The 14,229-nt window shown below is 67.2% G+C and carries 11 protein-coding genes; 8 read left to right on the top strand and 3 right to left on the bottom strand.

Annotated features, from left to right (window positions below; genetic code table 11):
- Nucleotides 1–687: nucleoside-diphosphate sugar epimerase/dehydratase (locus H3O04_RS12925; RefSeq protein ID WP_442862827.1), on the bottom strand; the 687-nt coding region annotated here is incomplete at its 3' end.
- Between the two features lie 11 nt (nt 688–698).
- Entirely contained in the window at nt 699–1,481 is a 783-nt protein-coding gene (locus H3O04_RS12930; RefSeq protein WP_023476863.1) for a Crp/Fnr family transcriptional regulator, read from the bottom strand.
- 921 nt (nt 1,482–2,402) lie between these two features.
- On the opposite strand from H3O04_RS12930, the gene H3O04_RS12935 reads away from it, so the two are divergent.
- The 6 genes from H3O04_RS12935 (at nt 2,403) to H3O04_RS12960 (ending at nt 9,315) form a co-directional block, all read left to right on the top strand.
- Nucleotides 2,403–3,185: a helix-turn-helix domain-containing protein gene (locus H3O04_RS12935; RefSeq protein WP_202587838.1), complete on the top strand. Its 783-nt coding sequence runs from the start codon at nt 2,403–2,405 to the stop codon at nt 3,183–3,185.
- Between the two features lie 179 nt (nt 3,186–3,364).
- Nucleotides 3,365–3,616, top strand: coding sequence for an acyl carrier protein (locus tag H3O04_RS12940; RefSeq protein WP_006490451.1), 252 nt, complete (start codon nt 3,365–3,367; stop codon nt 3,614–3,616).
- Nucleotides 3,613–4,809: an acyl-CoA dehydrogenase family protein gene (locus H3O04_RS12945; RefSeq protein ID WP_006479191.1), complete on the top strand. Its 1,197-nt coding sequence runs from the start codon at nt 3,613–3,615 to the stop codon at nt 4,807–4,809. Before H3O04_RS12940 ends, H3O04_RS12945 begins: the two co-directional genes overlap by 4 nt.
- On the top strand, nt 4,806–5,780 hold the full coding sequence (locus tag H3O04_RS12950) for an amino acid--[acyl-carrier-protein] ligase (RefSeq protein ID WP_006479192.1): 975 nt from the start codon (nt 4,806–4,808) through the stop codon (nt 5,778–5,780). Before H3O04_RS12945 ends, H3O04_RS12950 begins: the two co-directional genes overlap by 4 nt.
- Nucleotides 5,777–6,832, top strand: coding sequence for a DUF1839 family protein (locus H3O04_RS12955; RefSeq protein WP_202587839.1), 1,056 nt, complete (start codon nt 5,777–5,779; stop codon nt 6,830–6,832). Before H3O04_RS12950 ends, H3O04_RS12955 begins: the two co-directional genes overlap by 4 nt.
- A 29-nt stretch (nt 6,833–6,861) precedes the next feature.
- Nucleotides 6,862–9,315: a glycoside hydrolase family 2 protein gene (locus H3O04_RS12960; protein ID WP_237666268.1), complete on the top strand. Its 2,454-nt coding sequence runs from the start codon at nt 6,862–6,864 to the stop codon at nt 9,313–9,315.
- A gap of 41 nt (nt 9,316–9,356) precedes the next feature.
- Here the strand turns inward: H3O04_RS12960 and H3O04_RS12965 are convergent, their stop codons facing one another.
- A complete protein-coding gene (locus H3O04_RS12965; RefSeq protein ID WP_034196362.1) occupies nt 9,357–10,748 on the bottom strand; it encodes a sigma-54 dependent transcriptional regulator in 1,392 nt (463 codons plus the stop codon).
- Nucleotides 10,749–12,044: 1,296 nt separating this feature from the next.
- Here H3O04_RS12965 and H3O04_RS12970 point away from each other — a divergent pair.
- A complete protein-coding gene (locus tag H3O04_RS12970; RefSeq protein ID WP_171984285.1) occupies nt 12,045–12,653 on the top strand; it encodes a drug:proton antiporter in 609 nt (202 codons plus the stop codon).
- Nucleotides 12,650–14,215 carry a mannose-1-phosphate guanylyltransferase/mannose-6-phosphate isomerase gene (locus tag H3O04_RS12975; protein WP_023477345.1) on the top strand — a complete coding sequence of 522 codons (1,566 nt, stop codon included), beginning with the start codon at nt 12,650–12,652 and terminating at the stop codon, nt 14,213–14,215. Before H3O04_RS12970 ends, H3O04_RS12975 begins: the two co-directional genes overlap by 4 nt.
- The last annotated feature ends 14 nt before the right edge of the window (nt 14,216–14,229 follow it).

The raw sequence follows: 14,229 nt of genomic DNA on the forward strand, positions 1-14,229 counted from the left end.
CTCGCGCACGATGCGCTGGATCCGCCACTCGTGCGACATCGGCAGCGTGAGCCAGACCTCATCGATGCCGCCGCCGCGAATCAGTTCACGCAACCCGTTCCAGTCGCCGATCACCGGCACGCCGCCGATACCGCCCGCGACGGCCTGGGCATCGTCGTCGAATACGCATGCGGCGACGAACGGGCCATTCGGCGCCAGTTGCATCCGCTCGATCGCCACGCGCCCGTACGCCGTTGCCCCGACGACGGCGACGCGGCGCTGCCGCGCCCGCGGGTCGCCGCGCGTCAGCGCGAGCGCCAGCAGCGCCGCGCGCCCGAGCAGCAGTGCCGCGTCGCCGGCCAGCACCGTGCGCACGATCCAGCGGGTCGTCACCGTGCCGCCGCGATTCATGATCCACATCGTGCCGGCCACCGTCAGCACGCTCGCGCAAACGACCGCCACCAGCGTGTGCGTCAGCACGTGCGCGCCACCCTGCACCGCCACGCCGCCGCGCACGGTGCGCAGGTAACGCGGCAGCAGCGCCACCGTCAGCACGCACAGCAGCGCGATCGCACCGCGCTGCGCGTCGGACAGCGCATGCCAGCCGAGACCCGACGCCGCCTGCGCGACGAGCGCGCCGGCCATCACGAGCACGACGTCGGCCGCCGCGATCGCGGCACGCCGCATCGCATTCGTTCCACCGGACATCGACTGCATCGTCACGCACCGTGTGCGGGGAATCCGCGGTGCCCTTCCGGCATGCGCGGGCGAACCGTCGCCGGCATCGCATTCCCGCGCGTCCCGAGCAACCGGCGATAGTCCGCGCGAATCAGGTCGTAGCATTCGCAGGCGTGATGTTCGAGGCCGTCGCGGTCGAGCACCGTGATGCGGCCGCGGCGCTGCCGGATCAGCCCGGCTTCCTGCAGGTTCCCGGCCGCTTCCGTCACGCCCTCGCGCCGCACGCCGAGCATGTTCGCGATCGTCTGCTGCGTGACCGCCAGCTCGTCGCCGTCGATCCGGTCGTGCGCGAGCAGCAGCCAGCGGCTGAGCTGCTCGCTGACCGAGTGGTGCCGGTTGCACAGCGCGCTGCGCGAGATCTGCGCCATCGTCGCCTGGCAGGTGTTGAGCAGCAGCCGATAGGTCTGCGGCGACCGCTCGAATTCGGCGCGCATCACGCAACTCGGCACGCGATAAGCCATCCCGCCGATCCGCACCTCGACCCGGTTCGACGCCGCGATGCCGCCGACCAGCGTCCCCAGCCCGACCACGCCCTCGCGGCCCACCACCGCCACCTCGACCATCGCACCATCCTCCATCAGGTGCTGGACCGACATCATCGCCGTCGTCGGAAAATGCAGATGACGCATCGGCTCGCCGACCCGGTTGAGCATCCCGGCCTTGATCCTGACCAGTTCGAGATGCGGTGCGATGGTGCGGATGCTGTCCTCCGGGAGGGCAGCAAGAATGGCATTCGCCGAATAGCTCGAGTGAAGATGAAGCATGTCTGTATCCCTTTTATCGTCCGCGCCGCCTGCAACCGCATGCACGGAATTCGTTATCGCGATGCGCACCAGGACATTGACAGCGGTTGCGGCCCACAACCCTGAATCCGACTGACCATCGGTTTGTCATTGCCCGATTGAGTCGACTGTCCCGTTCTCTACACGCCAGCCCGAATAAGCGATTTACGTGCCAATAGCCGCCCGTCCTTAATATATGAATCACATCCGATTTAGCGCCCCCAAATAACCGACCCCAAAAGCAAAAAAACGTCTCATTTCCGGACACTCTTCCATCCGCTGGACACAGCGCGCATTCGACTGATCAATTCCCGACTATCGGATCACGGCGGCTACGCGGCTGCCACGACGCTTATCGTTCAAATACTTACAGCCGATTTTCAATTGTTTCCGTGATGTGCAGCGCAGCATTTACCGGTGCCACAGCAGCTCACACGCTCGTTTCAAACTGTCTCAAATTTGAATCGGCACACTCATCCGGCACTCTGTGCGCCGCCGCACACATCACCCACAAGCCTTTGATTCAAATGAAAAATCAGGTGATCCCCATTTATTTGTCAAATAATGTTCAATGCCTTTCCGACACTTTCGCTGTACGATGCGCACGTCGTCCGATTGATTCCCTATCGACATCGAATGACAAGCGAACACACGATTCCATTTCAGGATGATTAATTCTGGCGAAATGAATTCTTAAATCGGCATAACGTTTGTGCTCAATCGCAACCGTCAAACTTTGTAAAATTACAGAATGCGGAATTGGACGATTTCAATTGCGTGCTAGCCTTTTTCGCGAGTATCGTCATTCCGTTTTTGATCCACACAAGTCCGCACGATCGTGCGAAATCCCGTTCCGGGATTCGCCGAAACGACGCGCGACCGCCAACCTGCGAGGATGCGCCCGTGACTCACCAGGCCGCCGACGCCGTCGCGCATGCGAACGGCATGATCGAGCTTTCCCACAGCTTCGATGCCAACCGGTTTCTCGCGGCCATCGACCGCGACGAACTCCTCACACTGACGCCCCACCTGCAACTCGTTCACCTGAAATCCGGGCAAGTGCTCTGCGAACCCGGCGAGATGCTCGCCGCGGTCTACCTGCCGGTCACGACCGCGATTTCGCTGCAGTACGTGTCGTCCGGCGGCATGACGCTGGAAGTCGCGGAGATCGGCAGCGAAAGCGTGGTCTGCGACGACGTGATCGGCGGCAGCGGCCGGATGCCGTGCCGTGCGCTCGCGTGCCGCGACGGCTTCGTCTACCGGCTCGACCGGCGTGTGTTCTCCGCCGCGTTCGATGCGTCGCCGGTGATCCGCCACCTCGTGTTCGTCTGCGTGCGGCTGCTGATGGCGCAGGTGTCGCAGATCACGTTCTGCAGCCGTCATCACGTGCTCAAACATCAGTTATGCAGATGGTTCCTGCTGGCGTTCGACCGCACGCGCAGCATCGAGATCCAGGTGACGCACAGCATGCTCGCGCAAATGCTCGGCGTACGGCGCGAAACGGTCACGGACGCCGCCGGCGAAATCCAGAAGCTCGGCCTGATTCGCCAATACCGCAGCTCGATCGAGCTCGCGGACCTCGACGGCCTCGAAAAAATGTCGTGCGGCTGCCGCGCGATCGTGCGCGACGAGATGAAGCGCATCCTGTCGGCCGACTCGGGCGTGCCGGCCGCGTCGCGCGCATGATCGGCGCACCGGCCGGAGCGGCGCTTCGGCGCCGCCCGCGTGCCGGGTCAGCCGTTTGTAGGGTGGCGAACAGAACGTCGTGTCTGCCAATGGTCTACTGATGCCGGACTGCCGGGGGGATGTCAGCGCTGATCGCGCGTCTGCCCGAGCGGACGACACCACGCACGCCGGAGCAGCACGTGAAAAACGAAATCAGAACCATCCTGAAGCACGTCGCCCACCTCGAAGCCGCGATCGATTCGATCGGTGACGGGGACGACCTCTACGAAGCGGGCCTCTCCTCGCTCGATACGATCCAGCTGATGCTCGCGATCGAAAAGCAGTTCAACATCGAGATTCCCGACGAGATGCTGAACCGCAACCTGTTCCGCAGCATCGACGCGCTCGCGGACACGATCGCCACGCTGCAACGCACCGAGCACTCCGCATGAGCGCGCTGCTTCCCGAACTCGCGTCCGACAGCGATTCGCATCGGCTCGACGAGGCCGCGCATGCCGTCGCGCAGATCGCCGCCCAGCATGCCGATGCGGTCGATCGCGACGCGCGCTGCCCCGTCGAGGCGATCGAGGCGATGCGCGCGCGCCGCCTGCTCGGCGCAATGGTGCCGACCCATCTCGGCGGCGCTGGCGCGTCGCTGGAAGACATCGCGTCGGCCTGCTCGATCCTCGGCCAGGCCTGCGCGTCGTCGGCGATGGTGTTCGCGATGCACCAGATCCAGGTCGCCTGCATCGTCGACCACGCCGCCGATCAGGGCTGGCACCGGCTGTTCCTGCAACAGCTCGTGCGCCACCAATGGCTGCTCGCATCAGCCACGTCGGAAGACGGCGTCGGCGGCAACCTGCGCGCGAGCCAGTGCGCACTCGAGATCGACGGCGGCGGATTCCGGCTGCACAAATCCGCGCCGACGATCTCGTACGGCGACTACGCGGACGGCATTCTCGCCACCGCGCGACGCGATGCGGATGCGCCGGCTTCCGAGCAGGTGCTCGTCACGCTGCTGCGCGACGGCTATACGCTCACGCGCCGCGGCGAATGGGACACGCTCGGCATGCGCGGCACGTGCAGCAACGGCTTCGTGCTGGACGCGCAAGGCGCCGCCGTGCAATGCCTGCCGGTGCCGTTCGCGAAGATCGCCGAGGAAACGATGGTGCCGGTCTCGCACATCCTGTGGGCCGCGGTGTGGATCGGCGTGGCCGGCGACGCGTTTCATCGCGCGCACCAGTTCTTCCGTGCACAGGCGCGCCAGACCGACGGCGCGCCGTCGCCCGCCGCGCGGCGCATCGCCGAATCGCTTGCGCTGATGCAGGCGATGCAGGCCCGCGTCGACAACGTGCTGCGCCTCCACGCGAACGCGTCGGCCCGCTCGTGGTCGGCCGGCATGGCCTGGGCCGCCGAGATCAATACGCTGAAGACCTACGTGTCGGCGACCGCGCTCGAAGTCGCGCAGCAGGCGATGATGATTTGCGGGATGGCCGGCTACAAGCAAGGCACGCCGTTCAGCATCGGCCGCCACATTCGCGACCTGCACGCGGCGCCGCTGATGATCAGCAACGACCGCATTGCCGCCAACACTGCGAGCCTGTTGCTCGCGCTGCGTCCTGCGACGCTGGAGAAACATACGTGAACGATCGCCTCGCCGTGCCCTCCGCCGCCTCCGTTCCCGCCGACGCACCGCTCGACCGCGCGGGTGTCAATCCGCTGCGCGACGCGCTGATCGACGCGGGCCTGCTGGTTTCGACCGGCATCCAGGGCCTGTTCGGCCGCAGCGAACGATTCGAGCGCGTGGTCGAAGCGCTCGACGCGTTCGTCACGCGCATCGGCGCCGACCAGCAGGCCGAAGTGCTGCGCTTTCCGCCGGCGATGAGCCGCATGGAGTTCGAGCGCAGCGAATACATGAAGAGCTTCCCGCAACTGGCGGGCAGCGTGCATGCGTTCTGCGGCGACGAGCGCCAGCATCAGCGCGTGCTGCAATGCCTCGATCGCGGCGACGACTGGACCGAGAACCAGAAGCCGACCTACGTCGTGATGACGCCGGCCGCGTGCTACCCCGTCTATCCCGTCGTCGCCCGCGCGGGCGCGCTGCCTGCCGACGGCCGCATCGTCGACGTGTTCTCGTACTGCTTCCGTCACGAACCGTCGCTCGACCCGACCCGCATGCAGTTGTTCCGGATGCGCGAGTACGTGCGGATCGGCACGCCCGAGCAGATCGTCTCGTTCCGCGAGACGTGGATCGAACGCGGCACGCGGATGATCGAGTCACTGGGCCTGCCGAATGCGATCGATCTCGCGAACGACCCGTTCTTCGGACGCGGCGGCAAGATCGTCGCGGACAGCCAGCGCGAGCAGAACCTGAAGTTCGAGCTGCTGATCCCGATCGAGCACGACGATCGCCAGACCGCGTGCCTGAGCTTCAACTACCACATGGACCATTTCGGGCTGCTGTGGGACATCCGCACCGCGACGGGCGACGTCGCGCACACGGGCTGCGTCGGCTTCGGTCTCGAGCGGCTCACGCTCGCGCTGTTCCGTCATCACGGCTTCGACATCGACGCATGGCCGCAAGCAGTCCGCGACGTGCTGTGGGGCACGCGATGAGGTTCGTTTCCCGCGACGGCGAAGACGCGTCGTTCGAGAGCGTGCGCCACCGCGCTCGCCACTACCGGCCGCACCCGCTGCACAGTCAGGAGATGGTCTGGAAACAGACCAACTGCTACGTCGACATGTGGCTCGAGGTGCTCCGGTGGTGGGGCCTCAATCCGTACGCGGCGCTGCCGTTTACGATCGCGCTCGATTTCGAGGGCGACCAGTTCACGTTCTTCAAGTTTCCGCACGACGAGCTGGAGCGGCTCTACGGGATCGTCGTCCAGGAACATTCGATCTACGAGCCGCTCGACCAGCACATCGAGACGCAGGTCGCGCGCGGCCACCTGATGATCGTCGAGGTCGATGCGTGGTTCCTGCCCGATACGCGCGGCAGCAGCTACCGCACCCAGCACACGAAGACGACGATCGGCATCGATGCGATCGACCGCGCGAAGCACCAGATCGGCTACTTCCACAACAGCGGCTATTACGTCGCCGAGGATTTCGACTACAACGGGCTCGTCGGCAACAGTTCGCCGATGACGCTGCCGCCGTACGTCGAATGCGCGAAGCGACGCTTTGCGCCGCTCGACGAGCGCGCGCTGTGCGAAGCGTCGCTCGCCGCGTTGCAGCGCCACCTGCGGCGCCTGCCGGTCGTCGATCCGATCGCGGCGTTCCGTCGGCAGTTGCAGGCCGACGCGCCCATTCTCGCGGAGGCCCCGCTCGAGCGCTTCCATGCGTATTCGTTCAATTCGGTGCGGCAGCTCGGCGCGAATTTCGAACTGTTCGGCCACTATGCGCGCTGGCTGCAGGCGAGCGGCTGCACCGGGCCGTTCGCCGAGATCCGCGCCGCGTGCGATCGCATCGCGTCGGAAGCGATGGTGCTCGAATTCCGGCTCGCGCGCGCGTGCGCACGCGGCAAGGAAGAACGCGGCGATTCGACGCTCGAAGCGATCGAGACCGCGTACGGCGACCTCGTCGCGTGCGCGCGGCAGATCGGTGCGCCGCTGCGGCACGTGACGCCCGTGCGCTACGACACGGAGCCCGTGTCGGCCATGCGGTGACGCGCGCGCGCCCCCTGCCGGCGTGGTCGATGCTGGCGACGGCCGCGGGCGCCGTGCGGGACCCGCGCGACCTCCCTGCCAACCATGGCGGCTGGATCGCGGCGCCGGTGCCCGGCACGGTCGCGCAGGCGCTCGCGCTGGCCGGCCGGCTCGACGAAGCCGCGTCGCTCGACGAGCGCGACCACTGGTACCGCCTCGAGCTGCGCGGGCGCGGGCCGCGCATCCTGCGCTTTCACGGCCTCGCGACGCTCGCGCAGGCCTGGCTCGACGACACGCCGATCCTCCATTCCGACAGCATGTTCGTCGCGCACGACGTGCCCGTGTCGCTCGACGGCACGCACCGGCTGACGCTCTGTTTCCGCGCACTCGCGCCGCACCTGCGCGACGCACGCGCACCGCGCCGGGCGCGCTGGCGCACACGGCTGGCCGAGCCGGCCGGGCTGCGCACGATCCGCACGTCGCTGTTCGGGCACATGCCGGGCTGGTTTCCGCCGTACGTGCCGACCGGCCCGTGGCGGCCCGTCGACGTGCTCGATCCGGCCGACGGGCACGTTCTCACCGATTACAAACTGCAGGCCCGCGTCGAAGGCGACACGGGCTGGCTCGATGCGGAACTGACGTTCGCCGCGCCGTTGCCCGACACGTTCGCGGCGCGGCTGTCGTGCGGCGAACATCACGCGACGCTCGAACGGGCCGGCGCCGACCGGCTGCGCACGAGCGTCGCGATCCCCAACGTGCGCCGCTGGTGGCCGCATACCCACGGCGAACCGGCGCTCTACGAGATCGCGCTGCATATCGGCGCCACGCGCCGGCCGCTCGGCTCGACGGGTTTTCGCACGATCGAGATCGATTCCGGCGCCGACGGCAAGGGGTTCGGACTGCGCATCAACGGCGTGCCCGTGTTCGCGCGCGGCGCATGCTGGAGCAGCGCCGCGCCGCTCGCGCTGCACGCGGACGACGCGACCTACGGCCACCTGCTCGGGCTCGCCCGCGACGCCGGTTTCAACATGATCCGCGTCGGCGGCACGATGACCTACGAGGCCGACACGTTCCACGCGGCGTGCGACCGGCTCGGGCTGCTGGTCTGGCAGGACTTCGGTTTCGCGAACTTCGATTACGCGCTCGACGATCCCGCGTTCGCGGCCAACGTCGATCGCGAAGCGAGCCAGTTTCTCTCGCGTCACGGCGCCTCGCCGTCGCTCGCGGTGCTGTGCGGCGGCAGCGAGATCGCGCAGCAAGCCGCGATGTCGGGGCTCGGGCCGAAGCAGCGCTTCCTCGAATTGACGGCCGACCGGCTGGCCGGCCACGCGGCCGCGCACCGCCCCGATGTCCCCTACGTGCCTGATTCGCCCGACGGCGGCGTGCTGCCGTTCACGCCGCGCGAACGCGTGTCGCACTACTACGGCGTCGGCGCGTACCTGCGTCCGCTCGACGACGCGCGCCGCGCGGACGTACGCTTCGCGAGCGAATGCCTCGCGTTCGCGAACGTGCCTTGCGACGCGACGCTCGCCGAACTCGGCTGGCCCGGCGTGCACGAGCCGCGCTGGAAGGCGGCCGTGCCGCGCGACCCCGGCACGTCGTGGGATTTCGACGATATCCGCGACCACTATCTGCAGACGCTCTACGACGTCGCGCCCGACCGGCTGCGGCGGGAGGATCCGGCACGCTATGTCGAGCTGTCGCGTGCGGTGATCGCGGACGTGATGCGCGACACGTTTTCCGAATGGCGCCGCGCCGGCTCGCGCTGCGCCGGCGCGCTCGTGTGGCAGTTCCAGGACGTGATGCCAGGCGCCGGATGGGGCGTGATCGACGCCGCGCACCGGCCGAAATCGGCCTGGTATGCGCTGCGCCAGGTGCTGCAGCCGATCCAGGTGCTGCTCGTCGACGAAGGGCTGAACGGGCTCGACGTGCACGTCGTCAACGAACGCCCGGCGCCGCTGTCGGCGGCGATCGAGCTGGTCGCGCTGCGCGACGGCCGCACGCCGGTCGCGCGGGCCGGCTGCCCGGTGCGGATCGCCGCGTACGACACGGTGCGGCTCGGCTCGGCCGAGTTGCTCGGCCACTTCTTCGACTGGACCTACGCGTACCGTTTCGGCCCTTGCGAACACGATACGGTCGTCGCGACCTTGCGCGCCGACGACGGCACGCTGCTGTCGCAGGCGTTCCATTTCCCGTCCCGCACGCATCCGGCCGTGCTGGCGCGCCGCGAACCCGGGATCGAGGCATGCGTGTCGCGCACCGGCGAGACCTGGCACGTCGACATCGACACCCGGCACGTCGCACGCCACGTGCAGATCGACGCGCCGGGTTTCATGCCGGGCGACGACTGGTTCCATCTCGCGCCCGGCACGCCGGCGCGCATCGCGCTGATTCCATTGCGAATCGACGGGAAGCCCGCGGCGGCTGACGACAACGCGCCGCCCGCGGTGGAAATCCGTGCCGTGAACGCCTCACGCGCGGTGCGGGCCACGCAGGCCGGCTGACGCGACGCTCGCGGCGACCGCGAGCGTCGTGCCGCCATGTATCAATCGGACGAGCCGGTCCCGCGCGGCCGCTCGATACCGTACGCCTCCATCCAGCGATACAGCGTCGCGCGCGACACGCCGAGTTCGCGCGCCGAAGCGGCAACGCGCCCGCGTGTCCGCAGCAACGCGGTTTCGATCGCCTCGCGTTCGATCGACTTGCGGATGTCGGCCACCGACGGCGACGCCGCGTCGAGACAGTATTCGAGCTCGAGGTCCTGCGCGGTGATCAGGCGCCCCTCCGTCATCACGACCGCACGGCGCACGCGGTTGATCAGCTCGCGGACGTTGCCCGGCCAGTCGTGCTTGTAGAGCGCCGTGATCGCATCGGTCGAGAACCCGCGCACGCGATGGCGCGCGTCACCGCGAAAGCGTTCGAGCATGTGGTGCGCGAGCAGTTCGATGTCCTTGCCGCGGGCGCGCAGCGGCGGCTGGTCGATGCGCATGACGCAGAGACGGTGGAACAGGTCGGCGCGAAAACGCCCTTCTTCCATTGCCTCGCGCAGATCGACGTGCGTTGCCGACACGATCCGGACGTCGACCGGCACCGGATCACTTCCGCCAAGACGGTGAATCGAACGCTCCTGCAGAAATCGCAGCAGGCTCGCCTGGCTTTCGTGCGGCAGGTCGCCGATTTCGTCGAGCAGCAGCGTGCCGCCGTTCGCGGCTTCGACGTAGCCGATCTTGCGCGCGTTCGCGCCGGTAAACGCACCGCGTTCATAGCCGAACAGTTCCGATTGCAGCAGATGCGGCGGGATCGCGCCGCAGTTGACGGCAACGAACGGGCCGTTGCGCCGTTCCGAATGACGATGGATCGCAACGGCCGTGAGTTCCTTGCCGGTTCCCGTTTCGCCGAACACGAATACCGGTGCGTCGGTGCGCGCGAAACGCCGCACCGTATCGAACAGCCGCAGCATCGCGCTGCAGGTGCCGACGATGCCCTTTTCTTCCGATTCGAGCTGTTCGCGATCGCGCGCGAACAGGCATTCCATGCCGTAGGCATGGCCGACCGTATCGGCGATCCGCTGGTGCGACGCCGGCAACGTCACGTAGTCGAAGCAGTAGTCGCGCAACAGCGCCCGCACGTTCGGCGAGGCGGTCTGGCCGACATCCACGAGCGCCACCCAGACGACGTCGCGCATCGACGCGCAGGTCGACGCGATGCTGCCGATCGCATCGGCGTGGCCGCCGCTCAAGTCGAGAATGCCGCAGGTAATTTCGCCGGACGTGTCGCGCAGCTCGCTCGCATGCGCGACGACCGATACTTTCCAGTCGCGGCGCGACAATTCCTTTCGCAGCATCACGGACGGCGACTGCGTCCAGTAAATCAACGGACGCTGCCCGTTACCGCTCCCCACGCCGGCGCTCTTATCGCGCGTTATTGGCATATTCATAACGAACCATCATTTTCTGCACTCCGCGAACCGTACGCGTGCGCTGCGGCCGGCGGCGCATGGCCGCCTTTCCGCGCTGCGTTTCCGCAGCCTTGGCGAAGATAGAAACTGCACACGGCGAGAACCCCCGGAGGTCGAGCCGAATGTCATCCGGCCTCGTTGTCATCGAACTCGAACGGAATGCGCGGCTACGGGAGCCACGACATTCCGGCTTTGAAGCGACCCGCCGTCAGGCGGGGCACGTCGGCAACGGAAATTCCGTCCACATGTGCGTCGCGTCGTACACGACAGTCGCGCCCGATGCTGAACCGGAGGGCTGCCAAACCGCGCCCGGATTGACCGCCCCATTTCATCCGCACCTGAATCTACACCCCGTTTCGCGTTGGTCTTGTTACCAAACGATAAACCTGAATCAGTCGGTTACGCTGCCCGCGGCGCGGCGCCGTGCGCTTTTGACCACTGAGATTTGATTATCTATGACCATTCCCGTCAATCAGTGGCAAATACTACTTTTCCGCAACATTGATCCTGGCGATTGCTCGTGATTTCCATCGAAATCTCCCAAAAATCGCGGCGCCGTGTTCGCCGGACCGCATAATCCCGCCCGCGGCCGGGTAGCCGGATCGCATCGCGGCGGCGCGCGGGCCGCCCGGCCGTTACACGTCGTAATCACCGCGTAATCCTCGACATTGCGCCGCACCGGCTCTTTTCGGCGGATTCGCGCCGACCCGCGTGAGTCGGCGTGAATACCGGGCGTTGGCGCGCGTGTCGTGCGGTGCAGCATGATCGCCATCCTTGCGCGCCGCGCCAGCCGCACGGCTCGAACGCCAGCCGACGGCTGACAGATCGCGGCGGTCGGGCATGCGCGCGAGCGCCAGCGTACCGACGCCGGACGGGGCACCGCGCAGGTGCGCGCCATTCCGCTGGAACGCGGCGAGATCGCATGAATCCGCAGACGCCCCGCAATCGGCGACGATCCTGTGTCACGCACTGTCGCGCACGATCAGCCGAGGATCGCAATTTCCGGTCCCGCCTCCGTCCGTCGTTTGCGTGCGATGTCGTCCGGCCATGCTTCATTGCAGGCCACCACGATGAATCAATTATGAAAAGGCGCCGGCCCGGACGTTGTGTGCTACCGCACCTTGCGACGCTCGCGCGTCATGTGCATCGCCCCGTATCCGGCGCCGGCGTGCGAATCCCCAGGGTGAGTACGCTTTCGAACAGACCGCCGTACCGCGCATCCGGATGATGAGGATCGCCGCGCTGCACGGAACGATCGCGTCCGTGCGGCGCGGCATGCCGAAGGCATCACGCGAGGACAGCATCATGGAATGGCATTGTTGTGAATTCGAACATCTGAGCGCCGTCGATCTCTATGCAATCCTGCGCGCACGCAACGCCGTGCTGGTGGTCGAGGACGCGCACACGCATCTCGACATCGACGGCAAGGACGCGGGCGCGCTGCACGTCTACGCGAGCGTGCGCGACGGCGACACGACGGAAGTCGCCGCCTACGCGCGCATCCTGCCCGGCGACGACATCGATCCGGACGTCGTGATCGACAAGGTGCTGACGAGCGAAAGCTGCCGAGACGACGACACGCTCGAACGCCTGATCGAGCGCGCGCTCACCGCCGCGCAGGCCGCGTGGCCGGACACCGCGGTGCGCACGCACGTGCCTGCGCCGCGTCAGGCGTTCTACAAACAGTTCGGATTCCGCAAGGCCTACGGTCCGTATCTCGAACAGGGCGCGCCGTTCGTGGGCCTGGTCCGGTCGGCCGACCGCGCGGCCGGCGCGCTGCGTCAGCTGCTGTCGCGAGCCGTTTCGGTCTCGCGCAACGACGACGCACGCGCCGACGGCCGCGCTCACCCCCGACTACCCGCCGATACCGGAGCGAACCGATGACCCGCACCCTTCGCCCGGTTCCCGAACCCGATCTGCCGAGCATCCTGCCGGTGATTCTCGCCGGCGGCTCCGGCACGCGGCTGTGGCCGCTGTCGCGCGAGCAGTATCCGAAGCAACTGATCGAGCTGGTTTCGAACGAGTCGCCGCTGTCGGCGACGGCGCGCCGCCTGAACGGCATCGCGAACGCGTCGCTCGGCGACACGCTGCTGCTCGTGTGCGGCGAACAGCATCGCTTCATGAGCGCCGAGCAGGTACACGGCCGCTCGGCGCCTGCCCGCATCCTGCTGGAGCCGGCCGCGCGCAACACCGCGCCCGCGCTGACGCTTGCGGCGCTCGATGCGAGCGCGCTCGCGGACGATCCCGTGCTCGCCGTGATGCCGGCCGATCACGTGATCGTCGACGTCGGCGCGTTCCAGGACGCGATCGCGCGCGCGGCGCGTTATGCGCAGGAAGGCGCGATCGTCACGCTCGGCGTGCTGCCGCGCCGCGCGGAGACCGGCTACGGCTACATCCAGGTCGGCGAACCGCGCTCGGGCCGCCACGGCAGCCAGGGCGGCTACGCGATCGGGCGTTTCGTCGAAAAGCCCGATGCAACGCTCGCCGAGCGCTACCTGCAATCGGGCGATTACTGGTGGAACAGCGGAATCTTCGTCACGCGCGCATCGGTCTGGCTGAAGGCGATCGGCGCGCTCGCGCCGGGCATCCACGCAGCCTGCGACAGCGCATGGCGCGCGGGCGTCGCCGACGATCCGTTCTTCCGGATCGATGCGGCGGCCTTCGACGCGTGTCCGGCGGATTCGATCGACTATGCGGTGATGGAGCGCCTCGCGGAACACCCCGAACTCGGCATCGAAGGCATCGTGGTGCCGCTCGCGGCCGGCTGGTCGGACGTCGGCACGTGGGACGCGATCTGGGAAATCATGCCGAAGGACGACCAGGGCAACGTCGCGCGCGGGCCGATCGTCTTCGAGGATACGCAGGACAGCCTCGTGCGTTCGGAAGGCCGTCTCGTCGCGTGCGTCGGGATGAAGGACGTCGTCGTGATCGAGACAGCCGATGCGGTGCTGGTCGCGAACAAGCACGACGTGCAGCGCGTGAAGAACATCGTCGCGCGCCTGAAGACCGACCAGCGCCCGCAGGCGAGCGAGCACCGCAAAGTGCAGCGGCCGTGGGGCCACTACGATTCGATCGATCTCGGCGAGCGCTTCCAGGTGAAGCGAATCGTCGTCGAACCCGGCAAGCGGCTGTCGCTGCAGATGCACTATCACCGCGCCGAGCACTGGATCGTCGTGCGCGGCACCGCGAAGGTGACGCGCGGCGCCGACACGTTCCTGCTGTGCGAGAACGAATCGACGTACATCGCCGTCGGCGAAGTGCATCGACTCGAGAATCCCGGCCGGATTCCGCTCGAGATCATCGAGGTGCAGTCGGGCAACTATCTCGGCGAGGACGATATCGTGCGGTTCGAGGATCAGTATGGGCGGGCGACTTGCGTACCGCCCGAACCGGCGACGCAGAAGACTGCCGTGCTTGCTGTGCCGGCGGCCGACGACGCACGCTGACCGAACGGGCTTGG

The organism is Burkholderia sp. KCJ3K979, assembly GCF_016759955.1.
In the GTDB taxonomy this organism is placed as follows: Bacteria; Pseudomonadota; Gammaproteobacteria; order Burkholderiales; family Burkholderiaceae; genus Burkholderia; species Burkholderia orbicola.